Source organism: Neisseria sp. HMSC061H08, from assembly GCF_001836795.1.
Taxonomy (GTDB): Bacteria; Pseudomonadota; Gammaproteobacteria; order Burkholderiales; family Neisseriaceae; genus Neisseria; species Neisseria subflava_A.
In genome coordinates this window covers 235,318-259,397 of the sequence record NZ_KV830588.1, presented here as the reverse complement: position 1 = coordinate 259,397, position 24,080 = coordinate 235,318, and the positions used below count along the sequence as shown (strand labels likewise).

At 50.3% G+C, this 24,080-nt stretch carries 23 protein-coding genes and 1 other RNA gene; 1 reads left to right on the top strand and 23 read right to left on the bottom strand.

Annotated elements, in window-relative coordinates:
- Nucleotides 1–69 precede the first annotated feature (69 nt).
- From rpsI to HMPREF2675_RS10140, 23 genes are all read right to left on the bottom strand, one after another.
- Complete coding sequence (gene rpsI, locus HMPREF2675_RS10250; protein WP_070814991.1) at nt 70–462, bottom strand: 30S ribosomal protein S9; 393 nt, start codon at nt 460–462, stop codon at nt 70–72.
- Between the two features lie 12 nt (nt 463–474).
- Complete coding sequence (rplM, locus tag HMPREF2675_RS10245; protein ID WP_003684605.1) at nt 475–906, bottom strand: 50S ribosomal protein L13; 432 nt, start codon at nt 904–906, stop codon at nt 475–477.
- A gap of 178 nt (nt 907–1,084) precedes the next feature.
- Nucleotides 1,085–1,265: non-coding RNA, 6S RNA (gene ssrS, locus HMPREF2675_RS10240), on the bottom strand.
- 14 nt (nt 1,266–1,279) lie between these two features.
- Nucleotides 1,280–1,576, bottom strand: a complete 297-nt coding sequence (zapA, locus tag HMPREF2675_RS10235; RefSeq protein WP_070460483.1) for a cell division protein ZapA — start codon at nt 1,574–1,576, stop codon at nt 1,280–1,282.
- Nucleotides 1,577–1,587: 11 nt separating this feature from the next.
- Nucleotides 1,588–1,911 carry a hypothetical protein gene (locus tag HMPREF2675_RS10230; RefSeq protein WP_036494022.1) on the bottom strand — a complete coding sequence of 108 codons (324 nt, stop codon included), beginning with the start codon at nt 1,909–1,911 and terminating at the stop codon, nt 1,588–1,590.
- Nucleotides 1,912–1,985: 74 nt separating this feature from the next.
- Nucleotides 1,986–2,975, bottom strand: coding sequence for an NAD(P)H-dependent glycerol-3-phosphate dehydrogenase (locus HMPREF2675_RS10225; protein ID WP_070584687.1), 990 nt, complete (start codon nt 2,973–2,975; stop codon nt 1,986–1,988).
- A 135-nt stretch (nt 2,976–3,110) separates the two neighbouring features.
- On the bottom strand, nt 3,111–5,270 hold the full coding sequence (locus HMPREF2675_RS10220) for a polysaccharide biosynthesis tyrosine autokinase (RefSeq protein ID WP_070814990.1): 2,160 nt from the start codon (nt 5,268–5,270) through the stop codon (nt 3,111–3,113).
- 26 nt (nt 5,271–5,296) lie between these two features.
- Nucleotides 5,297–5,746: a low molecular weight protein-tyrosine-phosphatase gene (locus HMPREF2675_RS10215; RefSeq protein WP_070584690.1), complete on the bottom strand. Its 450-nt coding sequence runs from the start codon at nt 5,744–5,746 to the stop codon at nt 5,297–5,299.
- A gap of 171 nt (nt 5,747–5,917) precedes the next feature.
- Nucleotides 5,918–7,045, bottom strand: a complete 1,128-nt coding sequence (locus tag HMPREF2675_RS10210) for a polysaccharide export protein (RefSeq protein WP_070814989.1) — start codon at nt 7,043–7,045, stop codon at nt 5,918–5,920.
- A 43-nt stretch (nt 7,046–7,088) separates the two neighbouring features.
- Entirely contained in the window at nt 7,089–8,990 is a 1,902-nt protein-coding gene (locus HMPREF2675_RS10205; RefSeq protein WP_070814988.1) for a polysaccharide biosynthesis protein, read from the bottom strand.
- Nucleotides 8,991–9,098: 108 nt separating this feature from the next.
- Nucleotides 9,099–10,274 (bottom strand): DegT/DnrJ/EryC1/StrS family aminotransferase, encoded by a 1,176-nt coding sequence (locus HMPREF2675_RS10200; protein WP_070814987.1) that lies wholly within the window; start codon nt 10,272–10,274, stop codon nt 9,099–9,101.
- Nucleotides 10,267–11,046, bottom strand: coding sequence for a methionyl-tRNA formyltransferase (locus HMPREF2675_RS10195; RefSeq protein WP_070814986.1), 780 nt, complete (start codon nt 11,044–11,046; stop codon nt 10,267–10,269). Before HMPREF2675_RS10195 ends, HMPREF2675_RS10200 begins: the two co-directional genes overlap by 8 nt.
- A 13-nt stretch (nt 11,047–11,059) precedes the next feature.
- Complete coding sequence (locus HMPREF2675_RS10190) at nt 11,060–11,752, bottom strand: HAD family hydrolase (protein WP_070814985.1); 693 nt, start codon at nt 11,750–11,752, stop codon at nt 11,060–11,062.
- A complete protein-coding gene (locus HMPREF2675_RS10185) occupies nt 11,745–12,719 on the bottom strand; it encodes an ATP-grasp domain-containing protein (RefSeq protein WP_070814984.1) in 975 nt (324 codons plus the stop codon). Before HMPREF2675_RS10185 ends, HMPREF2675_RS10190 begins: the two co-directional genes overlap by 8 nt.
- The gene (locus HMPREF2675_RS10180) at nt 12,706–13,323 is read right to left on the bottom strand and encodes a sugar transferase (protein WP_070814983.1); all 618 of its coding nucleotides are present in this window, start codon (nt 13,321–13,323) and stop codon (nt 12,706–12,708) included. The genes HMPREF2675_RS10185 and HMPREF2675_RS10180 overlap by 14 nt, the downstream gene beginning before the upstream one ends.
- Nucleotides 13,316–14,488: a glycosyltransferase gene (locus HMPREF2675_RS10175; protein ID WP_070814982.1), complete on the bottom strand. Its 1,173-nt coding sequence runs from the start codon at nt 14,486–14,488 to the stop codon at nt 13,316–13,318. Before HMPREF2675_RS10175 ends, HMPREF2675_RS10180 begins: the two co-directional genes overlap by 8 nt.
- 13 nt (nt 14,489–14,501) lie before the next feature.
- Nucleotides 14,502–15,572 (bottom strand): glycosyltransferase family 4 protein, encoded by a 1,071-nt coding sequence (locus HMPREF2675_RS10170; RefSeq protein ID WP_070814981.1) that lies wholly within the window; start codon nt 15,570–15,572, stop codon nt 14,502–14,504.
- Complete coding sequence (locus HMPREF2675_RS10165) at nt 15,569–16,879, bottom strand: O-antigen ligase family protein (protein ID WP_070814980.1); 1,311 nt, start codon at nt 16,877–16,879, stop codon at nt 15,569–15,571. The genes HMPREF2675_RS10170 and HMPREF2675_RS10165 overlap by 4 nt, the downstream gene beginning before the upstream one ends.
- A gap of 42 nt (nt 16,880–16,921) precedes the next feature.
- Nucleotides 16,922–18,349, bottom strand: coding sequence for an oligosaccharide flippase family protein (locus HMPREF2675_RS10160; protein WP_070814979.1), 1,428 nt, complete (start codon nt 18,347–18,349; stop codon nt 16,922–16,924).
- A gap of 169 nt (nt 18,350–18,518) precedes the next feature.
- Nucleotides 18,519–19,826: a nucleotide sugar dehydrogenase gene (locus HMPREF2675_RS10155; protein ID WP_004520865.1), complete on the bottom strand. Its 1,308-nt coding sequence runs from the start codon at nt 19,824–19,826 to the stop codon at nt 18,519–18,521.
- Between the two features lie 572 nt (nt 19,827–20,398).
- Complete coding sequence (gene ribD, locus HMPREF2675_RS10150) at nt 20,399–21,502, bottom strand: bifunctional diaminohydroxyphosphoribosylaminopyrimidine deaminase/5-amino-6-(5-phosphoribosylamino)uracil reductase RibD (RefSeq protein ID WP_070814978.1); 1,104 nt, start codon at nt 21,500–21,502, stop codon at nt 20,399–20,401.
- 14 nt (nt 21,503–21,516) lie between these two features.
- Complete coding sequence (nrdR, locus tag HMPREF2675_RS10145; RefSeq protein WP_070607152.1) at nt 21,517–21,969, bottom strand: transcriptional regulator NrdR; 453 nt, start codon at nt 21,967–21,969, stop codon at nt 21,517–21,519.
- Nucleotides 21,970–22,168: 199 nt separating this feature from the next.
- Nucleotides 22,169–23,011, bottom strand: coding sequence for a class II glutamine amidotransferase (locus HMPREF2675_RS10140; RefSeq protein ID WP_070814977.1), 843 nt, complete (start codon nt 23,009–23,011; stop codon nt 22,169–22,171).
- A gap of 283 nt (nt 23,012–23,294) precedes the next feature.
- Here HMPREF2675_RS10140 and HMPREF2675_RS10135 point away from each other — a divergent pair, with 283 nt between their 5' ends.
- Complete coding sequence (locus HMPREF2675_RS10135; protein ID WP_070814976.1) at nt 23,295–24,035, top strand: Slam-dependent surface lipoprotein; 741 nt, start codon at nt 23,295–23,297, stop codon at nt 24,033–24,035.
- The last annotated feature ends 45 nt before the right edge of the window (nt 24,036–24,080 follow it).

Here is a 24,080-nt window from a genome sequence, read left to right as displayed (position 1 = left end):
TGGATTATTGTTTGATAAATGAAAAAAGCCTTGCAAAGCAAGGCTTTTTGATTCGATTCTGAAAACGTATTAACGTTTGGAGAATTGTTTTGCGCGACGTGCTTTGCGCAAACCAGGTTTTTTACGTTCAACTTCACGAGCATCGCGAGTAACGAAGCCTGCTTGAGACAGGGCTAGTTTCAGAGCTGCATCGAAGTCGATCAGTGCACGGGTGATGCCGTGACGGATGGCGCCGGATTGACCAGTTTCGCCACCACCGGTTACGTTAACTTTGATGTCGAAAGATTCGGCATTTTCAGTCAGAACCAGAGGTTGACGTACAACCATGCGGCTGGTTTCACGTGCGAAAAATTCGTCAACGGGGCGGCCGTTTACGATGATTTGGCCGGTACCTTTAGTCAAGAATACACGAGCCACTGAACTTTTGCGGCGGCCTGTGCCGTAGTAGTATTTACCGTTCATGTCGTGTCCTTATTATTTCAGTTCCAAAACTTTAGGTTGTTGTGCAGCGTGGCCGTGTTCGGCGCCGGCGTACACTTTCAGTTTTTTGATCATGGCGTAGCCCAGAGGACCTTTAGGCAACATGCCTTTTACGGCTTGTTCCAAAGCGCGGCCAGGGAATTGCTCTTGCATTTCACGGAAAGTACGCTCGTAGATGCCGCCTGGGAAACCAGAGTGACGGAAGTATTTTTTGTCTTCGAATTTAGCACCGGTCACGCGCAGTTTGTCTGCGTTGATGACGATGATGTAGTCGCCGGTATCAACGTGAGGGGTGTATTCGGGTTTGTGTTTGCCGCGCAGACGGTGTGCGACTTCGGCTGCGACACGACCCAGAACTTTGTCTTCTGCGTCAATGACGAACCATTCGCGCTTCACCTCGTGGGGTTTTGCAGAGAAGGTTTTCATGGTTGGAATCCAGATATATATAGAAAGTTATGGATTTTAAAGAGGAGATTGGTTTTTGTCAATCTTAATCGAACGTGTTTGATGCATGAATATGCGGTTTTTTCAGACGGCCGGAAATCTTTACGAAAGTCTTTACTTGGAAAGGGAAAAGCCACACCTGTCGGTATGGCTTTTTTAGGGAATCCCCACGAGTGCCGTTTAGGCTGAATCCGCTTGAACCTTGCTGACAAGGCGGTCACCTCGGGTAGTTTCGGGTGCGTCCGATAAACGGACGCTCGCGCCCACTACAGCTCCCGGCAACCTAAAGCGAACGTATTGGTTCAAAGGAATGTATGCCTTCGCGAACACCGCAGGGAAAAGGGGAAAATCAGTTTTACTCCAAGCGCGCCAGTGCTTTTTGGCACGCGTTGTTCATGTCGGTTATTCTACGCTCAAATTCACCGATTGCCAAATCGTCGTTGAGGGTAGCTTTCAAGAGGTCGTGTACAACGTTGAGGGCTGCCATGACGACGATTTTGTCCGTGCCGACGATGCGGCCGCTTTCTTTAATCGCATCGCTTTTTTTGTTTAGCATTTCAACGGCTTGCAGGAGGGTGGCTTTTTCTTCACTCGGCGTGTTGATGGTGAAGTTGACATTCATGATGTCGAGATTGACTTGTTCGATACTCACGGGGCGTCCTTTTATTGTTGTGTTTCTTGGGGCAATCGGGCAATGAGGCTGCGGATTTGGTCTGCACTTTGGGCCAGCGCGTTGCGGTAGTTTTCTTTTTCGGCAGTCAGGTTGTCAATTTTGCTTTGCAGGTCTTCTTTGAGTTTGCCGACTTGAACCAGCAAGGCTTCGCTGAGTTCGTCAATAGCTGCGTCGTGTTGGCGTTTTTGTTGCTCTTGCTCGAGTTTGAGTCTGTCGATTTCTTCGTTGAGGCGGCGGTTTTCTGAAACCAGTGTTTCAAATTTTTGGACAAGTTGGTAAACGTTGATTTCCAGATTGTTCAGTGATTGGTTCATGTGTTTCCCTTCAGACGGCCTTATGGCCGTCATATTGTGCGTCAGGCCGTCTGAATGGCAGACGGCGCGACAGTTTATTCGAAGCGCGCGCTTCGTTCCATCAGTCGTTCAACGACTTGCTGCGGGGTCATTTCTTTGCGGATGAGTTGCAGCAGGGTTTGAGTGATGGGCATATCGATTTGGTATTTGGCGGCGGTATTGAAGACTTCTTCAATGGTGCTGACGCCTTCGGAAACGTGGCCGATTTCGACAAGCACTTGATGCAACTCTTTACCCTCTGCGAGGCCGAGGCCGACGCGGCGGTTGCGCGAGAGTGCGCCGGTACAGGTCAGGATAAGGTCGCCGATGCCTGCCAAGCCCATCATGGTTTTGGGTTGCGCGCCCATGGCGATGGCAAGGCGGGTGATTTCGGCAAGGCCGCGTGTTACTAAGGCTGCGCGTGCATTGAGGCCGTATTCGAGGCCGTCTGAAAGGCCGGTGGCAATCGCCATGACGTTTTTAACGGCACCGCCCACAGCGACGCCGATGACGTCGGTGCTGCCGTACAGACGCATCACGTTGGTGTTCAGTTGGGCAGTGGTTTCCTCCACCCAGTCTTTGTTTTCGGAAGCAAGCACGACGGCGCAAGGTAGTTGGGCTGCAAGTTCTTGGGCAAAGCTCGGACCTGAGAGAACGCCGATTTTTTTATTGTTAGGCAGGACTTCTTTCAGTACTTGGAAAGTCAGAAGGCCGGTATCTTGTTCAAAACCTTTGCAGGCGGCGAGAACGGGAATATCGGCGGCGTTATGCTGTTTGAGCAGCTCGGCGCTGCTTCTGAGTCCGGCTACGGAGGTGACGATCAGGGCAAGTTGGCTGTCTTTCAGCGCTTCGCCCAAATCGGCATGAGCGGTCAGGGACTCAGGGAAAGGGAAGCCGGGCAGGCCGCGTTTGTTTTGGCGTTCTGCTTGCAGGGTGCGGATTTGGTCGGGATTGCGTGTCCAAAGGGCAACTTCATTGTTGTGGTGCGCAAAGTGCAACGCGAGAGCTGTACCCCACGAACCTGCGCCGATGACGGTAATTTTCATGTTTCTCTTCCATATGGGAACGGGGCTTACTTTAAAACAAACGGCTTTGGGGTGCAAGGGCGGCGTTTGTGAAAAATTTTTTGTGCCGTTTAAAAAGCCTTAGGCCGTCTGAAAGTTCAGACGGCCTGCTTCGGTTTATGATTTATTGTTACCGGAATGGTAGGCATCGTAGGCGTAGTAGTCGTAGCTGTTGTTGGCTTCGCGCTTCATGCCGTTGAGGACGACACCTTTGATATTGATGTGGTTTTGTTTGAGGCGTTCGACGCTGGCCTCAAGCTCTCGTACACGCGTGTGCGCATAACGGCTGATCATCAGGACGGTGCCTGCATGTTGGCCGATGATGACGGCGTCGGTCACGGCCAATACGGGCGGCGTATCCAGTACAACGTAATCGTAGCGTTGGCCGGCGTTGGCGAGCAACTCGTTGAAACGGTTGTCCATCAAAAGCTCGGACGGATTGCTAGGATAGCTGCCGCTGCTGATGAGGTGGAGGTTTTCAATGCCGGTTTCTTGTACGGCTTTGGCCGGAGCGGCTTTGCCGTTGAGGATATCAGACAAGCCGAACTCGGGGGTAAGGCCGAAGAGTCGGTCGAGGTAGCCTTTGCGCATATCGGTATCGATAAGCAGAACGCGTTTGCCTGACTGCGCCATTACGGTGGCGAGGTTTGCGGAGATAAAGGATTTACCTGCTTCAGGCGCGGCACCGGTAATCATGAGGACGTTGTTAGGCGCGTCCAGCATGGAGAAGTAGATATTGGTGCGCAGGGCGCGGATGGCTTCGACGGCAGTATCGGCTCGGTCTTCGCTGGCCAACAGATAGTTGGAACGGCCGCCGGTTTTCTTGAATTTGCTTTTGAAGAAGTCGCGTTTTTGCTGGGTTTTGGAGTGCGGAACAAGAGCGACGACTTCCAAATTGAGGTTTTCGATTTCTGCAGATGAAGTAATGCCGTTTTTCATGCGGTTGCCGATCATGAGCCACAAAGCAGTCAATGAACCTGCGGCAAGTGCGCTCAGGAGTGTGATGACGGCTTTGCGCGGGGCAACGGGGTTTTCAGGAACATAGGCATAATCGACGATGCGTACATTACCTTGCGCACTGGCTTTCATGATGTTGAGTTCTTGTTGTTTGCTCAACAGTTGGACGTAGGTAGCCTGGTTGGTTTCTACGTCGCGGGTCAGGCGGATAACTTCTTGTTGGGTATTCGGCAACTCGGCAATTTGTTGGTTGATTTTGTTTTTAGCGCGCTCGAGAACGGCAAGTTTGTCCAATACGGCTTTATAGGAAGGGTGTTCCGGTGTGTACAGCTCGGCCAAACCTGCTTCTTCGGTTTTGAGCAGGGTAATTTGGGTTTCGATGCCGGTCAGGCTTTCCAATGCGCCTTTGGACTCGAGCGGAATGTCGAGAGAGCCTGATTGTTGGCGGTAGGCATTGAGTTTGTTTTCAGCGTCTTGCAAGGTTTCTTTCAAGCGTGGCAATTCTTCGCTGATGAAAGCCAAACCGCTGGATGCAACTTGAACGTCGCGTTCACGGTTTTGCGCAACGTAGTTGTCGGCAATGCTGTTGAGGATGACGCTGGTACGCTTAGGGTCGGTGCCGGTAAAGGCAAGGTTGATGATGGGGCTGGTTTTACCTTTGCTGATAACAGCCAGTTTGTTTTGGATGTTTTCGATGGCGCTGATGCGGGAGAACTTGGTCAACGCAAATTCTTGACCCGGATTGGCCAGTATTTGATCGATTTTGAGGGTGGTGTGATTGTTGATTTTCAGAGGCACGCCGACCTTGCCTTCGACGACGCGTTTGTCAGGCAGGGTAAGGGTATAGGCCTTGTTGCTTTTGGTGGTCAGCGTGAAGGTTTTGTTGAACCATTCGTCTTGTACGGTAAAGCTGCCGACGGTCAATTTAGGATCGGGGTCGCCGCTGATGTTGTGCATCAGGCTGCCGATAACGGGTGTGTATTTGGCTTTGACTTCTTGGTCAAGCTGAAGGTCATCGACGGTTTTACCCAGCACCAGGCGTGATTGAACCAGCTCGACTTCTGCTTCAGACGGCGTGGTTTGGTTGTTGAAGATGCTGTTGATTTCGGTCAGGATTTGGTTTTGTCGCGTTTCAATTTCCAGCATGGCATCGGCACGGTATTGCGGAGTGGATGCCAGGCTGAAGGCTGCGCCAAGAACGCCGCCTGCAAGCAGGGCAGCGAGGATTTTGTATTTATTTGTCCAAATTACGCGCAGCTGTTGGCCGAAGTCGATGTCGTCGTTGTCTGCGCTGTAAGGTATGTAGGTCGTTTTTTTCATTGCTTGCTTTCTTGTTCATGCCGGTTTTATACCGGTTGAGTTTTTCCGTTTAGTTTGGTTTTCCAAGTGTCTGCGGCAGCATTGAGCTGTTCAAAAACGGCTTCAAACATTTCGCTGCTTTGTTTGTATGGGTCAGGTACGGTTTTTTTAGGTAACCATTGGGCAAACAGCATGGTTTTGCTGCGTGCCGGCGAATGGATGTCGGCCACCATATCGATTTGACTGGGCTCCATCACAAGAATCAAATCGGCCTGCTCGCACATTTGGGCGGTCAGCTGGCGTGCCGTATGGCCTGCAACGATAACGCCGTGTTTGAGTGCGGTTTTAATGGCTTGGAAATCGGCATCCTTCCCTGCCAGTGCTTTTATGCCGGCGCTGCTGATTTGATGGCCGGGTAGTTTTTTCTGCATGATCCGCTCTGCTGTAGGGGAGCGGCAGATGTTGCCTAGGCAGACGATGAGTATGTTGTGGTACATGATATTGTTTTCGGTTTATGGTCTGAAAAAAGCGTGAGTCAGACTATAAGATACTGCTTTTCCGTTTGTGTGGTGTGTACGGCTTTTGTATGCCGTTTATGTAATTGGTTTGGATTGTGCGTAATTTTGTATCCTGCTGTCAAACGAGGGTCTGACAGCAGGAACCACTGTTTATTTAAATGTATTGTCGAGGGTGTTGACGTTGCTGATGGAGTTGGTAATTTGTGACATTACGCGGTTCCAACGGGTAACCGGGGCGGCGGTAACGTAAACGGTATCTTCCGAACGCAGTTTGAATTCGCTGCCCAGTGCATAAGAAGTCGCATCTTTCAGGTTGAGCTGATAGATGTGGATAGGTTTGGCCGCATCTTCTGGTGCGCGGCGGATCACGAATACGCCGGTTGCATCAGCATAGTTTTGGTTCATGCCGCCGACTTCGCCGAGCGCTTGGGTCAGGTTGAGGCCGTGATTGCCGATCGGCAGAGTGGCTTGTTTGCCGACTTCACCCATGATGTAGATTTTGTTGTTGCTGCTGTTAGGAACGTAAACGATGTCGCCATGGCTGAGAAGATGGTTTTGCGACATATCGCCGTATTGCAGCATGTCTTGCAGGGAGAGGGTGCGGTCGACGCCGTTGTGCGTCCATTTGATGTGTTGGGTGTCGGCACTTTGGGTGACGCCGCCTGCTTGGTTGATGGCATCCAAAATGGTCATCGGGATATTGGTAATCGGCAGCTGACCTGCTTGGTTGATGGCACCGGATACTGAAATACGTTGCGAACGGAATTCGGTAACGTTGATCGCTACTTGAGGATTTTTAATGTAGCGTTTCAGAAGGCTGGTTAGGGTGTTTTGCAATTCGTCCAAAGTTTTGCCTTTGGCTTGAATTTTGCCTGCCAATGGGTAAGTGATGTAGCCGCCCTCATCTACCCAGGCACCACGGCTGACTTGGTTGGTTTGCGGGTTGCTTTGCTGGATAGGGGAGTTGAGGTCGGAGTGCGCCCAAACCATGATATTGAGGACGTCGCCGCTGCCGATGCGGTAGCGGTAAGCACTTTTTCTTTGCTCCAAACCTTGGTTGTTTTGGGAAAGTACAGGCGGCTTGCGCATTTTTTCAATCAGGTTGGGCGTGATGGGGTAAACGGCAACGCGGCTGTCGAGGTTGGTGTCGGCTGCGGTGTCGGTATCGGTGTAAACAATGGTTTTGGTTCTGGTTTTGATGGTTGAACCAGGAATGACTGTCGTGCTGTTACAGGCAGTCAGTGCGAATAGAGTAAGCAGGGAGAGCGTTTTTTTCATGTAGTAGTCCTTGCGGGATGTTGTCCGGGCCGTCTGAAAATGTTCAGACGGCCTTATTGTCTTGTTGCCAAACCAAGTCGCAGATACCGTCTTTGGGTACAAAGCCTGTCGGTGCACGCAGCAGAAGCTGGCGCAGGCTGTCTTGGTCGCTTTTTAGGCAGGCAGTATGGAGTTCCGACAGTATGTCAGATAATTGCGTCCATGGAAGCATTACTTCACTGGCGGTCATAATACGGGGATGAGTGGTTTTTTGTACCTCGTCGCCGATGAGCAGTTCTTCATAAAGTTTCTCGCCCGGGCGCAGGCCGGTAATCTTGATTTCGATGTCGCCGTGGGGGTGTTGCTCGTCTTTTACTTTGAGGCCGCTGAGGACAATCATTTGGCGGGCAAGGTCGATGATTTTGACGGATTCGCCCATGTCGAGGACGAATACATCGCCGCCTTTACCCATTGCGCCGGCTTGGATAACCAGTTGCGCCGCTTCGGGAATGGTCATGAAGTAGCGGGTAATGTCTTGGTGGGTCAGGGTAATCGGGCCGCCTTCGGCAATTTGTTTTTCAAATACGGGGACAACGGAACCGGACGAACCCAATACATTGCCGAAACGTACCATGCAGAAGCGTGTTTTTTGTTCCGGCTCGGCGGCAAGGGCTTGCAGGCAGAGTTCGGCCATGCGTTTGCTGGCACCCATGGTGTTGGTCGGACGGACGGCTTTGTCGGTGGAAATCAAAACAAAGGTGGAAACACCTGCATCTACGGCGGCCTGTGCGCAGCAGAGTGTGCCGAACACGTTGTTTTGAATGCCTTCGATGGTGTTGAACTCGACCATAGGGACGTGTTTATAGGCTGCGGCATGATAGACGGTGTCGACGTGATAGGCCTTCATGATGCTGCTAAGGCGTTCTTTGTTTTGAACCGAACCCAAAAGCGGTACGACTTCGACTTGGCTGCCTTGCGCTGCTTGGGTTTCGCGCAATTCTTTGTCTATGCTGTACAGGGCAAATTCGGACAATTCAAATAACAGCAGTTTGCTCGGACGGCAGTTGAGAATCTGACGGCAAAGTTCGGAGCCGATAGAACCGCCTGCGCCGGTCACCATCACGACTTTGTCGCTGATGTCAGCACTCATCAATTCAGGGCGCGGTGCCACAGGGGCGCGGCCGAGCAAATCGACCACAGAGATTTTTTTCAATGAGCTGACGTTGATTTTGCCGTCCACCAAATCCTTCATGCCCGGAATGGTCAGGACTTCGCATTTGTATGCTTCGAGGCGGCGGATAATGTCTTTGCGTTCTTCAGGCGTAGAACTTGGAATCGCCAGCAGAATTTTGCGGACGCCGTAGCGGCTGATCAGCATCGGGATTTCGTTGGGGTTGTAGACGGCAAGGTCATAGATGACGGTGCGTTGGATTTTCGGGTTGTCATCGACAAAGGCAATGGCCGAGTATTCGTTAACCTGTTTGATGGCTTCCAACAACTGGCGGCCGGATTGGCCTGCGCCGTAGATGATGACAGGGGTCATCTGTTTGCGGTGATGGTCGGTCAGAATCGCACGCAGGATCATGCGCGAGCTGGTGACGCCGACCACCAAGACCAAGAAATAGACGATGGGCAGGGCAAGGTGTAGTTTTTGTTCAAAAATCAGGGTGGTCAGGCAGAACAAGACTGCTGAAATGATGCTGCCGAATGCGGCGGCGGTCAGGACGCGGATGCTGACGAAGCGCGTGACGGCGCGATAGAGGCCGATACGGATGAAAAGGATGATGGTCAGCACAGCGGTGCTGCCGAAAGCCAGCCAGTTGGCGATACTCAACCATTCGTCGGAATATTGCACTTTGAGGCTTTGGGCAAACCAAAACGCCACGAATATCATCAAGATATCGTGGATGACGAAGAAGGTTTTTTTAAGGTTGCGCGGCAGAGCCAGCAGGGTTTCCAAGTTCATTTTATATTTCTTGTGTCTGAGTGTTGTAATGTGGCTTGGTACGGATTGTTTGAAGCAGGCTGTTTTATTTTTTCAGACGGCCTGAAGTTTCAGGCCGTCTGAAAATGATTATGCCGTGGCTTCAGTCAATACGGCTTCGATGTTTTCTTTGCAGAACGCAATTTCTTCATCGGTCAGGGTTGGGTGCACCAAGAACATCAGGCTGGTGTCGCCCAACTCGACAGCGTTTTTCAAACGCTCTTTCGGACGCCAAGGTGTGTTGTCGAAGGCTTTTTCCAAATACACTTCGGAGCAGCTGCCTTGATAGCATGGGACTTTGCGCGCGTTCAGTTCATTGACGATGCGGTCGCGCGTCCAGCCGTCTTTCAGGTGTTCGGGTTTGACGAAAACGTAGAACTTGTATTGCGCGTGTTCGATGTAATCGGCCACTTCGACCAAACGGATGCTGGCGAATTTGCCCAAACTTTCTGCCAGTTTGGCGGCGTTTTCTTGGCGGCGCGCCGTCCATTCGGGCATGCGTTTGAGCTGGATGCGGCCGATGACAGCCTGCATTTCCAACATGCGCCAGTTGGTACCGAAGCTTTCGTGCAGCCAGCGGAAACCGGGTGCGTGTTCGCGGTGGTACACGGCATCGTAACTTTTGCCGTGGTCTTTGTACGACCACATTTTGCTCCACAGCTCTTTGTCGTTGGTGGTTACCATGCCGCCTTCGCCACCGGTGGTCATGATTTTGTCTTGGCAGAACGACCAAGCGCCGACATGGCCGATGGAGCCGACGGATTTGCCTTTGTATTTCGCACCGTGCGCTTGGGCGCAGTCTTCGATAACCCACAAGTTATGTTCTTTAGCCAAAGCCATGATGTTGTCCATTTCGGCAGGCATACCGGCAAGGTGAACCACGATGATGGCTTTGGTGTTTGGCGTCAAAGCGGCTTTGATGGTTTCGGCGCTGATGTTTTGGCTGTTCAAATCGACATCGGCGAACACCGGATTTGCGCCGGCGGTCACGATGCAGGACGCTGAAGCCAAGAAAGTGCGCGAAGTGACAATCACATCATCGCCTTGGCCGATGCCCATTGCTTTGAGGGCTACGTCCAAAGCCAACGTACCGTTGGAAAGGGCGACGGCGTATTGCGTGCCGACAAAAGCAGCAAATTCTTTTTCAAATTCGCGACATTCCGTACCTGTCCAGTAGTTGACTTTGTTGGACAGCAGGACTTTGGAAACAGCATCGGCTTCTTCTTGAGTAAAGCTTGGCCATGGGGAGAGTGATATATTAAGCATTTGTTTTTCCTGCAAAAAGACTGGTTGAGCCTTTGGGGGCGATTTCTTCCAGCAGTTGGCGGTTGATCAGGGTGTATTTCTGACCGTTGATTTCGACGTATGCGCCGTCGTAAGGAGGGAACCAGAAGGCGCGGATTTTCTTCTCGATATTGTCGCCGTCGCGGATTTGCTTCATGGCTTCCATTTCGTCACGGCTGACGTAGCGGCCACCGATGTTTGGCGTGGTCGGCAATTTGGTTTTCGACTCGATGGCGCGGGTGATGATGCGTCGTGCGAAATCTTCCAATGCCTGCATGGTTTTGCGTTCGAGCGATTGGGCGGTTTCTGTTTCAGCGTCAATAGGGAAGCGGTCCACCTCGATGATTTCGCCGGTATCGATGGAAGCATCGACGTAGTGGGCGGTATTGCCCCATTCGTTCAACTCGTCCATGATGGCCAGATTGTAGCCGCCAGTACCTTTGTATTCGGGCAACAGCGCAGGGTGGAAGTTGATCGTGCCTAAAGTCGGAATGCTCAGGAATTCATCACGCAGCTTGCGCCAGTAAAGGACAGACAAGCCCAAATCGTATTTCAGACGGCCTTCTCGCATTGCTTCCAAAGCCGTATCGAAGGTGTACAGGGGCAAGCCCAATTCCTGTGCGGCAGCCGTGGTCGGCGAGCCTTGCAGATGGCTGTCGGTCAAGACACCGACGATTTCGATATGGTCTTGTTTGGTCAAAAAACGAAGCAGGTTGGCGGAAACCTGTTTACGACCCATAAATAAGATTTTCATGGAGAAATGTCCCTTATGCATTTGCTTTTTCGGTGGCGGAAGTTGTCAGTGTAGTCAATTCTTCCAGGGTGTTTATCCAAAGGGTGGGCTGGTATTCACGACCGTATTGCTCGGGCTCGGCTTGATGAATATTGTGCGGCTTAGGCATGATGCCTATGGAGAGCCAACCCAATTTGTTGGGTGCGACAAAATCTTTTTTGATGTTGTCGCCGATGTAGATGAAACGTTTTGCAGCCGGATATTTGTTTTGCAGGAAGACAAAACGCTTATCGTCGGGTTTTTCCGATTGCATGGCTTCCGAAATCAAAATGTCGTCAAACAAATCGGTCAAACCCAAGGCCTGTATTTTCAAACGCTGTGTCAGACTGCGGCCGTCTGTAATCAGGGCGCGTGCGGCAAAAGGGCGCATCAGCTTCCGTAAAAAAGACGGTTCGACATAGGGTCGGATAACAGGCCTGTGTAGGCGATATTGCCACAAAAGTGATTGTTTCTCTAGTTCGTTTAATTTGCAATGATGACACAAATTGTCGAGCCAGTCTTTACTTTTATTGTCTGCAATTTCATTTAGTACGTCGGCATCGTATTGTGGGTAAAGCGACGTAATTGTCCCTACAACTGCCTGTATTCCCGAGCATTTGTAGTCGTACTCAGAGTAAAGCGTATCGTCAAGATCGAAGACGATGACGGATTCTTCCGGTTTAATCATGTTCTCTTACCAAAATCTTAGCATCATAACGAAGCATGATTAAATTGTTTTCCCAGTCGTCGGAGAAAGGGATGTCTTGGCCGCCGATGTATTCTTGAATCAGCCAGCCCGGATAGTTGCCGCCTGCGGCGTAAGTCAGCGGGAAACCACCGCCGAAACGAGGGTTGATTTCCACACCGTAGGTCGTGCTGTCGGTTTTGCTGACGAAGAATTGCGCGGTAATGCAACCGCGTGCGCCTTCCAATACGGCCATTTTTTCAACCAGCTCTTTATACAGGGCATTGCGTCGGGTTGCGCCTTTGCTGACTTCGCCGGTGCGCACTTCCAAACGTTCGCGAGGAATGGCGCATTTCAGACGGCCTTGACGGTCGTAATACATATCGACGGTAAATTCGGAAAAAGTATTCTCAATATCGATGTATTGGGTGAACATCATTTTCGGGTCTTCGGTAATGTCGACAGTCAAATCAGCCAGTGTGTTGATTTTTTTCGCACCGATGGCGCGGCTGCCGTCATAAGGCTTAGTAAAACATGGGAAAACCAGGTGGTCCCGTTCGTAAATTTCAGGGGAACGGATGCTGTATTGTGCAAACAGGCCTGAGGTCAAGTGCTTGTCACGGCACAGGGTAATCAACTTTGCATCGGAAATGACAATATGTATTCCTTCAGCTTCAAAACGGTCACGTGCTTCGGCCAGTTTGAGCAGCTCGGTATCGATGGTTGGCACAATCAGACCGATGTCGTGTTGTTTGGCCAGCTCGAAAATGCTGTCAATGTATTCGGCTGCATCGATACGCGGCACGCTGAAAGCGCGGTCGGCAACATGGCAGGCAGAAGACATGTGGGGGTTGAGGTCAGTGGCAAAAACGCCGATGCCGTCTGAAAAACGTGCGGCTTCGGTTTGAAAGTCCTGCACCAATTCGACACGGCGACCTGCCGACAGAATCAGTATATTATTTTTTTTCATCAGTTTTGTTACCCGTGAAATAAGGCATTGTGGCTTCTCCTTCGGCTGAGATGCCTTCTTTGACGAAGACTTTTTTAACTGTCAGGAACAAAATTTTTATATCCAGCCAAAAGCTAAAGTTGTCGATGTACCAAACATCATGGGCGAATTTTTCATCCCATGAAATGGCGTTGCGGCCATTGACTTGAGCCCAACCGGTCACGCCTGGTTTCATTTCGTGGCGGCGGTTTTGAAAGTCGTTGTACAACGGCAGGTAGTGCATCAGCAGCGGACGAGGGCCAACTAGACTCATCTCACCTTTTAAGACATTCCATAATTCAGGAAGTTCGTCCAAACTGGTGGCACGTAATTTTTTGCCGAAATCGGTCAGGCGTTCGCTGTCCGGTAGTGGGTTGCCGTCTTTATCGAGTGCATCGCGCATGGAGCGGAATTTAATCATTTTAAACGGCTTGCCATCTTTGCCCGGCCGCTCTTGGATGAAGAACACGGGCGAGCCTAGGTTTTTGCGGATGAGGTACACCAAAATCAAAAACACAGGCGACAGGATAATCAGTCCTGAAGCGGAGGCAACAATGTCAAACAGGCGTTTGAAAAATTTATTCATGAGCTAATCTTTCAATCAGGTTGACGATTTTTTGATAGGCAACGTCGCGCTTGAAACGGCGGACGATTTCTTCGGACTGAACAGGATCGCTTTTGCGCTTCAAAATATCTTTGGCGGCTTGAACGAAACCGTCCACATCGCCGGAACGGTAGTTCGCATGCGGCAGCAGGGTAAGGACTTCGGCAACTTCGTTGTTGACCTGGCTGTTCAGAATCGGTTTTTGCAAAGCCATATAGTCGGAGAGTTTGTTGGTAATCGATGCCATTGAATAGGACTGGATGGCGTTGATGGCAATGTCGCAGCCCTTGGCAACCGACATCATTTCTGCATAGGGAATGTAGCCGTAAAACTTGATGTCGTCGCAGGCGTATTGTTTGAGCCTGTCCAAATCAGGGCCGCCGCCCATGATGTGCAACTCGACGTTTTCGCCGGCGTCCAACAGCTTGAGAACGCCTTTGCACACGGTTTCCACGTCATAGCTGTAACTGAGCGTGCCCAAGTAGAAAAAGCGGGTTTTGTCGTCACCAAAATCTTTGGCAGGCGCGGCATCGAGTTTCGGAAAGTCGGCACCGATATAGACGACTTCGCCGGGTACGTTCGGATTGGCTTCTTTGGCGCGGTCGAGATAAGTCTGCGATACGGCAACCAGCGCGTCGGCGTAGCGGTAGGCTTGGTTGGCGCGTGAAGCAAAGGGCAGCAGGTTGTGCGGTACTTTTTTCAAAAACGGTACGACTGAGGAGAAAGACTCCGGCCATACGTCCTGCACATCGACAATCAGTTTGTAGCCCAAACGCGCTTTGTGTTTGCCCAACAGCAGGTTGGTGGCAATCAGCGGATAGGCAGAAAAGACGACGTCTTGTTCGCCCGGACGGCAGTTTTCCAACCATTGTTCAAAATGTTTGACGAAGTGGTGATGGCTGGCCAAGCGTCCTAAAGACACGTTTTTGCTGTATCCACTTTCTTCCAACAGCATGACTTTCAGACGGCCTTGTGAGGCGGCCTCGGCATCTTCGGGCCGTCTGAAAGATTTGTTATAGTGCTTGAAGTTGCTGGTAATCAGTAACACGTCATGCGACTGCGACAACAGCTCGGCAAGATACCAGAAGCGGTTGAAATGCGGCTCGGAAGGCAGTGAGCAATAAGGGGCGACGATGGTAATGTTCATGTTTCAGACGGCCTTACATTTCGTACGCAGCCATGGTGGTGCGGTAGATTTCGTCGTCGGAGCATAAGGTTTCGACGTGTTTGTGCAGGGCTTTACCCATTTGACTGCGCAACTCTGGATGCTTGATGAGTGTATCGACGGCTTCGATAAATGCTTCGTCGTCGCCGAAAGGAATGCAGTAGCCGGTTTGGCCGGTAATGACCATTTCCGAAATGCCCGCCATGTTGTAGGTCACGACAGGCGTGTCGTAAAGACCGGCTTCCAAAATATTGTTGCCGACACCTGCGCCGTGGTCGCCCACGCAATGCGGTGTGTTCACCAAAATATCGACTTCTTTGAAGTAGCCGGTCAAGTCGCGGACGCCGCCGAGGAAGGTGACTTTGTCTTCAATGCCTAAACGTTTGGCTTGGGCTTTGAGGTTGTCCATTTCTTCGCCGATACCTGCAACGTTGAGGCGTACAGGCATACTGCGGTCAACCATTTTCTTCAAAATATCCAACATCAGATGCACGGCGCGGACGGTGTCCAAACGGGAAAGCGTGCCCAGTTGGACATAGTCTTTGGCTGTTTTTTCAGGAATGAAATCTGCTTTGTGCAGGGCATTGTAGGTGTAGGTGATGCGGTTGGCAGGGAAACCGTAGCGGATGAGTTTTTCACGTTCGTGTTTGCAGTTGCCGATGATGTACACGCCCAGCTTGTCGAAAAGCTTGGCAATTTTCGGATAAGTTTCCGGATCAAGGCCGCGCGCGTGGTAGAACACTTTGGTTTTCGGCGAGGCAAACTTGGCCGCAATGGCGCAGGCCGGAACGATACGCGCCATTTGGCAGTGAATCACATCGGGCTTCTCTTTTTTCAGCAGTTTCATATAGGCAAACATGCCTTTGACGTAACCCCAAAGACCGCCTTGGTAAAAATCAATCGGCTGCCAACGGATGCCCAATGCTTGCGCTTCCTGAATCAAAGGGCCGTCTGAAGAGGCCAATACGATATCGTGTCCGCGTTGTTTGAGCAGGCGGCCGAGGCGGAAAGTGGCGTTTTCAGTGCCCCCGAGGCCAGACATGGAGGTAGTCAGGATGATTTTCATGATATTCCCTTTGTTTTAGATGGGGTATAGCTATATGTGTAAGCGGCCTGATTTTGTAATTTGGATGCGACAAATGCGCTGTAAATGTAAATCAGCAGGCAGGGTAGCCAGATGAAGGGCATACGCAAAATGGTGGACGGAATAAAACCTGCCAACAAGAAAATGCCCAAAGTTACCCAAGCCAGTACGCGTGATTTGTTGGTTAGTGCACGGCTTGAGGTAGTGTAGAGGAAATAAAACGCTACAAATGCAATAAAACCGAGCAGGGAAATTATGCCGAAACCCAAATACAGTTCGATGATGAAACTGTGCGGATTTTCAAAACCCAGGCTGTTACTCAAGTGGCCGCCAAAATAGTCGCGAAAATTTTTTGGTCCGTAGCCGGTTAGCAACAGGGGCGGATTATTCCAAAAATAGTTGTAAATCTCCTGACGGTAGGACACAGAGTTGTCGCTGTCTAAATCGAATAGAAAAAGGTACACGCGGCTGGAAAAACGTTCAAGAAAAGGGTTGCCGTTAAGTGACAGCAAAAATTCCGCGATGACACGGGATGGAATCATCGATAATGTTAACGCGAGCAGTCCTGTGGCAATAACGGTAATAAAACCATTTTTACGATAAGCTATATAAATGAGTGAAATCAAAAGGTAGCAGGCAATAGCTGTGCGTGATACGCAAACAAAAATGGCCATACCTAGTAGTAAATATAATCCCCAGCCCAGTAGTTTCTCTTTGTGTTTGCGTCCTTGCAGTTGAAAGAAAAATAGGATGGCGGGTGCGAGGCAAACGGCAGTGGCAGCAAGGTTGTTGGGGTTGAAAAACAGCCCTTTGAGCGAACCTTCTTTAATGGCCAGTTCATCACTGGCACTGACAAACTGAATGCCGGTAATCAATTCCACAAATGGTGGAACGGCAACATAAAGGGCAAAGACCAATAAAAACTTCTGAATAACGCCCAATGGATCTTCAGCGCGCATAAGCACTTGGTAAAACAAGTAGAAAAAAACCGGCACCGCCATAAAAAACAAGATGTCCATATATTGAGTCGGTATCAGCGATGTAATGCCCATGTGGATGGCCGGCCAAATACACATGGCAGCCAGGGCGCAGAGCATGACAAAAATTTTGCGTGGAATATGCTTGCCCTCCAAAAAGAATACGGCAAGGCCAATCAATACAAACAACAACGATAAAGGATTATCGATGCGCGGTACGCCGATTTTAAAAGACAGCGCAGGCCCCAGCATATAAGCTGTAAACATGATGTATAGGATATAAGTGTATAAGTTCAGACGTTTTATTTTCATAGTCGTGCTGTTGTTATCGTAGAGACATGAATCTTAAGTTGGCTATTTTGCCGAACGGTTTAATTTGGCTTTGATTTTTTCGGTTGCGGCAAATAGTGCGTGTTTGTATTTTAGGAACAGGAAACCCAGTCCGACTGCCCATGCCAGCGCAAACCAAATGTAGTTGTCGCGCGTACCAAGCCAAGTGTAGGTAAGGCAGATTATCAGGCAGAGCGTTGAGTTGGTATAAATCTTCAGGCGCGGCAGAGGCTGCCACAGGCGTGAAGAGAATTCGGTTTTCAAGATGAAAAACAGCCAAAAAGCCGTTGCGCTGGCCATAGCCGCACCTTTTGCACCAAATTTTGGTACCAACAGATAGAGTAGGGCGGTATTGGCGAGAAAGGCAACGATGTTGATGACGGTAATCAGCCAAGTCGAGCGGACGACGTTCAAACCGATGCCGCTGACTTCGGTCAGCGTGTAAAACAGGGGGAAGAGCATACACGAGAGCAGGATAAATTGAACCTGCGTGTATTTTTCCGGCAGTATCCAGGTCACCATCGGCGAGAAAATTCCGATAAGGCAAATCATTGCGCTGATGAGGACGGTCATGGAAAGCGTGATATTGCCGATTTTGTCCAGATTGGTTTTTTCTTCTACCCATTTGAACACCAAAGGCGCCCAAATGGTGGAGAACACGCTTTGGAAAATCAGGGCGACGGCACCAAAGCTGACCGCCATCGAATAAATACCCAACTCATCCAAGCCTGAGATGTTTTTGAGGACAAAACGGTCAATCGAAGTCAGACCCCAATAGGCCAAGTTGCCGAATGCCAGCGGCAGGCCGTAGAGCAGGCCGTCCCGATGCAGCTCGGACGACCATTTTGCATGGGAAACGGCTTGCAAGTCTTGGCGCAGCTGATATATCAACAGCACAACGGTCAGCACTTGGGCGGCGGTGTAGGTAAAAACCAGCGAAGTAGTATTGGTAGGTAAGCCGGAAGCAATCACGGCAAAAACCAACACCAAAATCAAGAATTTCGGCGCAAGCTGGCTGACGGAAAAAGCCAGTGCTTGCTCTTTCATCCGCAAAATCAAGGCTAAAAAACGGATAATCAGCGTGGTGGCTAAGAAAATCAGGAAGAGAATCCCCAAATTCGCACTGGGGATGTCGAAAATGATTTCAGACGGCCATGATGCGTTTATCAGCAACACTAAAACCACAACCGCCACCGTCAGAATCAATGGCGATAAAAAAACGGATTTGAACAGCGCGGCCTTGTCTTTAACGGCGTAATAGTCGCGAATATAGGATTGGTCCAGCCCCAGGCCCAGCAACAGGATGCTCAGTCCGGCAATGGTCTGCAAGAGTACGATACGGCCGATGTCTTCCGCAGGGAAGTACCATGAGATGAGCGGCAGGGAAAGCAGGCCGAAAGCGGCGCTTCCTATCGGGCCCAATGCGTAGCCGAGGATTTTTTTCGCGTTCATATTATTTGTTTTCAGACGGCCGGAAGTTCGAGCTGAGCGTTTTTCGTAAGAGATGCGTTGTTACCGTTGCCGGTTTCCCAAGGCCGTCTGAAAAAACAAATGGCCTTGGGAAACCGGCCGCCGTCCTGGTCGGGGAAACCGGAGGCAGCCGGATGCGTCTGAAGCAAGATTATGCTTTGATGACTTTAGGATTTTTCACTGGGAATTTGCCGCGCGTATCGACAATCAGTTTGGCATGTTCGGTAATCATGTCATAGTCGAATTTGTCGTGATCGGTGGTTAGAACCACGCAGTCGTATTGGGCGACAGTTTCAGGGGTCAGCGCTTCACTCTTCAAGTCAAAGTAGTGGTGGCCTGGGATGTGTGGGAACTCTGGAACGTGCGGGTCGGAGTAGGAAACCACTGCGCCCAGTTTGTGCAGGCGGTCCATCACTTCCACAGACGGGCTTTCACGCATATCGTCCACGTTTTTCTTGTAGGCGATACCCAATACCAAGATTTTGCTGTCTTTGATGGAACGGTTGTGGTCGTTCAAAGCCAGGCCGACTTTTTCGATAACGTAGTCGGGCATGTGGGAGTTCACTTCGCCTGCCAGCTCGATGAAGCGGGTATTTACGCCGTATTCGCGGGCTTTCCAAGTCAGGTAGAACGGGTCGATAGGGATACAGTGGCCGCCCAAGCCAGGGCCCGGGTAATAAGCAACGAAGCCGAACGGTTTGGTTGCGGCGGCATTGATGACTTCGTGAATGTCGATGCCCATTTTGTCGGCAACGATTTTCATCTCGTTTACCAGGCCGATATTTACGGCGCGGTGGATGTTTTCCAAAAGTTTGGTCAGTTCGGCCGCTTTGGTGGAGCTTACCGGAACAACTTTATCGATGGCAGGTTGGTACAGTGCCAGGCCGACTTCCAAACAAGCAGGGGTATGGCCACCGATGACTTTGGGGATGGTACGGGTTTCGAAGTTAGGGTTGCCCGGGTCTTCACGCTCGGGAGAGTAAACCAAGAACACGTCTTGACCGACTTTCAAGCCGCCTTCTTCCATGCGTGGCAGCAATTCTTCTTCGGTAGTGCCGGGGTAGGTAGTAGATTCCAAAGACAGCACTTGACCGGCGCGCAGGTAAGGTTTGACCGCATCGGTAGTGTCAATCACAAAGCTCATGTCCGGCTCGCGGTATTTGTTCAGCGGAGTCGGTACGCACAAAATGACGGCTTCTACTTCGCCAATGCGGGAGAAGTCGGTCGTTGCTTCAAACAGGCTGTTGGAAGCAGCGGCAATTTTGTCGGAAGGGATATGCTCAATGTAGCTTTCGCCTTTGTTGAGCTTGTCGACTTTGTTGGTGTCAATGTCGAAACCCAAAACTTGGTAACCGATATCCACATAGCGCAACATCAGTGGTAAACCGACGTAGCCTAAGCCAACGATGCCGATTTTTGCGGTCTTATCGGCAAATTTTTGTATCGTAATGTTTTTCATGATGTCTTTCGTTTAATGAATGAGTAAATCGGGAGTGTTTTCCCGATGCCTGAGTTGTTTGCTGCAACCGCATAGCCATAGCCGGCTGCCGTATCGTGTGAAGCCTTAAAGCCATACTTATAATTCTATTAGACGAAATCATAAGCACTTATCTGATTCGTCTCAATCAAAAAAGTTTAACGGTCGTTTAGACGGCCTGTAAGGTATGAAAAAGGTATTTTTGAATATTGAATTTTTAGAAATTACACTCAACTAAATGTTTTAATTTTAAATATCTCTTTGTCAAATGCATGGTTCATGAAATTAAACTACCGTTTATGCCGTTTAAAACCCTCCTAGAATAAAAACTTTTAATAAATTTTCATGGCTTAACTTATCTTAATAATTCATTATTTCGTGATGAAAAAAAGGAAAATTTGTAGACAATCAGCTTGAGGATAGTTAACTCAAGTCAAAGTTTTAAATTGGAATACGTTATAGTCATTGTAATATATTGACGAAAAAGCACATTTATTGCTACATAAATGATAGATGGATTCTATTGAAATGGTTTAATTATTAAGTTGGGGCAATTAGGTGGATTTTTTCCGGAGGACCCATTTAATGTCCTGCCCGATGATTTCTACCGATTGACTTTGCCAGGGGCCGTCTGAAAGTAGGGCGGCCGGATTTTCAGGAAGGGAGAAAAGAGGTTTGCCTGCGCCTAACAGTTTCGGCGCTTGGTAGAGGACGATTTCATCTACCAAGTCATCCTTCAGGAAGGCTGAAGCAAGTGTTGAGCCGGCTTCTACCAGAACTTCGCCAAAGCCAAGCTCTGCCAGTTGCGGCATGAGGGAAAGAAGATTGATGCGGCCGTTGATGTGTTCAGACGGCCTGATGATGCGGATATGTTCAAATGCGCTTAGAGCCTGCAAACGTTGTTCGTCTGAGGAAAGGGTAACGATAACGGTCGGGCTGTTGGTATCGGTAACGAGGTGGCAGTCCAAAGGAATTTGCAGTCGGCTGTCTAAGACGATACGCGCAGGCTGGCGCAGGGTGGGGAAGCTGCGGACGTTGAGTTTCGGGTTGTCGGCAAGTACGGTACCGATACCGCTCAAAACGGCGCAACTTTCGGCACGGAGAATTTGTACGTCTTCGCGCGCCGCTTCGCCGGTAATCCAAAAGCTGCGGCCGTCTGAAAGGGCGGTTTTGCCGTCCAGACTGGTGGCGCATTTAAGGCGGACAAACGGTTTACTACGCTCAATACGCGACAGGAAACCGCGGTTGAGCTCGCGCGCCTGCGCTTCCAGCAAACCGCTTTCGGTACGGATTCCGGCGGCTTCCAGCATGGACAAACCTTTGCCTGCGACCAATGGATTAGGGTCGGTCATGGCGGCGACCACGCGTGCTACGCCGGAATGAATCAGCGCTTCGGCGCATGGCGGCGTGCGGCCGTAATGACTGCAAGGTTCCAGCGTGACATAGGCTGTTGCGCCTTTTGCCGCCGCTTGGGCCTGCCTCAATGCGTGAACTTCGGCGTGCGGCTCACCTGCTTTGACGTGGAAACCTTGTCCGACGATTTGGGCGCCGTGTGCAATCACGCAACCTACGCGGGGATTGGGGGAAGTAGAAAACCGCCCAAGCTTGGCCAGCTCGAGGGCGGTTTGCATCATTTGGGTATCAAGTGCGGAAAACATGGTTTCAGACGGCCTTATTTGGCTTTGCATTCGGCGATGACTTGGGTGAATTCGGAAACGTCTTTAAAGCTTTTATAGACGGACGCGAAGCGGACATAGGCAACTTGGTCGATTTTTGCCAGCTCCTCCATCGCCATTTCGCCGACGATGCGCGAAGCGACTTCTTTTTTGCCCAAACGGTAGAGGCGTTGCTCGATAAGGGCAACAGTTTCATCGATTTGTTCTTGCGTGACAGGGCGTTTGTGCAGCGCGCGCTCAAGGCTGGTCTGCAGTTTGTGCGCATTGAAGGGAACCCGTGTGCCGTTGGATTTGATGACTTGCGGCATCCGCATTTCAACGGTTTCAAAAGTGCTGAAGCGTTGTCCGCATTCCAAGCATTTGCGGCGACGGCGGATGCTGTTGGTGTCTTCCAACCATCGCGAATCGGTTACTTGAGTGTTGGGGTGTTGGCAAAACGGGCACTTCATCGGGTTTCCTTGTCATACGCTCGGCAAGGTCGCTAAGCAATTGAATTTATTGTTTGTGACCTATTATTGTAGCGGATTGCGTTATTTTCGTATAGTAAAGGCTTTGACTATGGATTAAGTATAAAAAGGCCGTCTGAAAGGGCAACTTGAGCGAAGTTGAGCCTTTCAGACGGCCTTGAGTTTTTCAGCCAATCAACCGTTAAACCGATACGCCGACGGCACGGGCGATTTCCAAACCTTCTTCCGCACTCATATAAACCGGATTTTCGGGGCGGTCGCTGAGGACAATGTCGCCGTCTTGAAACATCACCAATTCATTGACTGCCAATTGCGACCAGGTTTCATCTCGCGTCAGGGGCAGGGTGGCGATGACGGAAACTTTATCGTTCGGGGTGGTCACTTCAGAAAAATCGACCATGACATCATCGTCCAGCAGGCGTGCTTTGCCAAACGGGGCTTTGCGCACGATGTAGTGCAGCAAGGTGCTGGCATGGGCAAACAGGCAGTCGCCGTTGGACATGACGAAGTTGAACAAGCCGTAGCGGCGGATTTCATGGGTCAGGCCGGCGATGGCATCAAACAAAACTTCAGGTTCGGGTTTGGTGGTAAAGCGACTGCGCAGGCGGTTGAGAATAAAGCAGAATGCGCGTTCGGAATCGGTTGAACCGACGGCATGGTAGTACTCGCCCTGCTCGGGAAAAAAATCAATCAAATGGCCGTTGTGTGCAAACAGCCAATATTCGCCCCACATCTCACGCATAAAGGGATGAGTGTTCGCCAATGAGGTCTGGCCTTGTGAGGCCTTGCGGATATGGGCGATAACGTTTTCGGATTTGATTTGGTAGGCGCGTACCAAGTCGGCAACGGGAGAGTTGGCGCTGGGCTTGTCATCGTGAAACAAGCGCACGCCTTTGCCTTCAAAAAAGCCGATACCGAAACCATCGGCATGGTGGTCGGTAATGCCACCACGGCGGCGGAAGCCTTCAAAAGAAAACATGATGTCTGTGGGAGTGTTGCAATTCATGCCGAGCAGTTGGCACATGGTGTTAACCTTTATTCTGGGTATTTATAGGGTCATTATGGTGTATCGGGCAGGCAGTTTCAATATATTCTTTGCCATTGTTGGGTAGGTAATACAGGCTGTATCGAATTAAAAATAAAGAATTTCGCTTTGTAGGGGATTGTTAGGACATTTACTAATTCTGTGCTAACACTTCCCCTATAAAATGCTTTGCAGAACAAAAAGACCTCCTCACATAACGATATGTTCTACTCACAACGAAACATAATTTCCCTCACCATCGTTTTACCTCAAGGAGTGTTCAATGAAACTGAATCTGCAAAAAACCACCGCTGCTGTTTTGGCTGTTGTATTCAGTGCAGGCGCATTTGCCGCCAACAATTACTACAACCCATTTGATTATGGTTACCAAAACTACAAATATGGCAAAAAATGGGGCAAGCCTGCATCTGAAGCTGAAGGCGAAAAAGTGATGAAACACGCTGCTTACCGTTCAGGCGTGTACTACACCAACGTAAACCGTATGCCTGGCAATGCAGACCGCAATGGCGTGAAAACCGTACAGGTTAACGACGCATATACCCGTCAAAACCTCGGCCGCTATGCGTTCAACACCATTAAGAGCGGTGACTCTGAAGTATACTACGGCGAGTGGGTCGGCAAAGAATACGCCAAAGGCACCAACCGCGGCGTTTTCTACTCCGGCGACAAACGCGCTACCTCTATGCCTGTATCCGGTGTAGCCAACTACGCAGTTAAAGGTATCAACAACTACACCGGCAACAACCCGATGGTTGGTACTTTGCGCGCAGACTTCGGTCAACGCGGTTTGACTGGTTCTATGAAAAATAACGCTGTACAGATGGACATCCATTCCCGCATCAAGCCATCCAGCGCATCATTTGAAGGCTACGCTCGCGCCAACGGCCACTTCGGTAAAACCGAAGGCCACTTCTTCGGCAACGGTGCAAGCGCGTTGGCTGGTGTTGCCAAATTTAAGACCGACCGCAACTTGGATACAGCATACGGCGGCGTAAAACGCTAAAATCCGTCTTTAAGTAAAATAAAGCCTGCCATCTGCAGGCTTTTT

What these genes read in the sequence shown, in the direction of transcription:
- HMPREF2675_RS10200 (WP_070814987.1), bottom strand. Translation starts at nt 10,274, where the DNA reads ATGCTTAATATATCACTCTCCCCATGGCCAAGCTTTACTCAAGAAGAA.
- HMPREF2675_RS10205 (WP_070814988.1), bottom strand. Translation starts at nt 8,990, where the DNA reads ATGAACTTGGAAACCCTGCTGGCTCTGCCGCGCAACCTTAAAAAAACC.
- HMPREF2675_RS10155 (WP_004520865.1), bottom strand. Translation starts at nt 19,826, where the DNA reads ATGAAAAACATTACGATACAAAAATTTGCCGATAAGACCGCAAAAATC.
- HMPREF2675_RS10230 (WP_036494022.1), bottom strand. Translation starts at nt 1,911, where the DNA reads ATGAACCAATCACTGAACAATCTGGAAATCAACGTTTACCAACTTGTC.
- HMPREF2675_RS10135 (WP_070814976.1), top strand. Translation starts at nt 23,295, where the DNA reads ATGAAACTGAATCTGCAAAAAACCACCGCTGCTGTTTTGGCTGTTGTA.
- HMPREF2675_RS10225 (WP_070584687.1), bottom strand. Translation starts at nt 2,975, where the DNA reads ATGAAAATTACCGTCATCGGCGCAGGTTCGTGGGGTACAGCTCTCGCG.
- rpsI (WP_070814991.1), bottom strand. Translation starts at nt 462, where the DNA reads ATGAACGGTAAATACTACTACGGCACAGGCCGCCGCAAAAGTTCAGTG.
- nrdR (WP_070607152.1), bottom strand. Translation starts at nt 21,969, where the DNA reads ATGAAGTGCCCGTTTTGCCAACACCCCAACACTCAAGTAACCGATTCG.
- HMPREF2675_RS10175 (WP_070814982.1), bottom strand. Translation starts at nt 14,488, where the DNA reads ATGAACATTACCATCGTCGCCCCTTATTGCTCACTGCCTTCCGAGCCG.
- HMPREF2675_RS10160 (WP_070814979.1), bottom strand. Translation starts at nt 18,349, where the DNA reads ATGAACGCGAAAAAAATCCTCGGCTACGCATTGGGCCCGATAGGAAGC.
- HMPREF2675_RS10215 (WP_070584690.1), bottom strand. Translation starts at nt 5,746, where the DNA reads ATGTACCACAACATACTCATCGTCTGCCTAGGCAACATCTGCCGCTCC.
- HMPREF2675_RS10195 (WP_070814986.1), bottom strand. Translation starts at nt 11,046, where the DNA reads ATGAAAATCTTATTTATGGGTCGTAAACAGGTTTCCGCCAACCTGCTT.
- HMPREF2675_RS10220 (WP_070814990.1), bottom strand. Translation starts at nt 5,270, where the DNA reads ATGAAAAAAACGACCTACATACCTTACAGCGCAGACAACGACGACATC.
- HMPREF2675_RS10185 (WP_070814984.1), bottom strand. Translation starts at nt 12,719, where the DNA reads ATGAAAAAAAATAATATACTGATTCTGTCGGCAGGTCGCCGTGTCGAA.
- ribD (WP_070814978.1), bottom strand. Translation starts at nt 21,502, where the DNA reads ATGTTTTCCGCACTTGATACCCAAATGATGCAAACCGCCCTCGAGCTG.
- HMPREF2675_RS10140 (WP_070814977.1), bottom strand. Translation starts at nt 23,011, where the DNA reads ATGTGCCAACTGCTCGGCATGAATTGCAACACTCCCACAGACATCATG.
- HMPREF2675_RS10165 (WP_070814980.1), bottom strand. Translation starts at nt 16,879, where the DNA reads ATGAAAATAAAACGTCTGAACTTATACACTTATATCCTATACATCATG.
- HMPREF2675_RS10180 (WP_070814983.1), bottom strand. Translation starts at nt 13,323, where the DNA reads ATGAATAAATTTTTCAAACGCCTGTTTGACATTGTTGCCTCCGCTTCA.
- rplM (WP_003684605.1), bottom strand. Translation starts at nt 906, where the DNA reads ATGAAAACCTTCTCTGCAAAACCCCACGAGGTGAAGCGCGAATGGTTC.
- HMPREF2675_RS10170 (WP_070814981.1), bottom strand. Translation starts at nt 15,572, where the DNA reads ATGAAAATCATCCTGACTACCTCCATGTCTGGCCTCGGGGGCACTGAA.
- HMPREF2675_RS10190 (WP_070814985.1), bottom strand. Translation starts at nt 11,752, where the DNA reads ATGATTAAACCGGAAGAATCCGTCATCGTCTTCGATCTTGACGATACG.
- HMPREF2675_RS10210 (WP_070814989.1), bottom strand. Translation starts at nt 7,045, where the DNA reads ATGAAAAAAACGCTCTCCCTGCTTACTCTATTCGCACTGACTGCCTGT.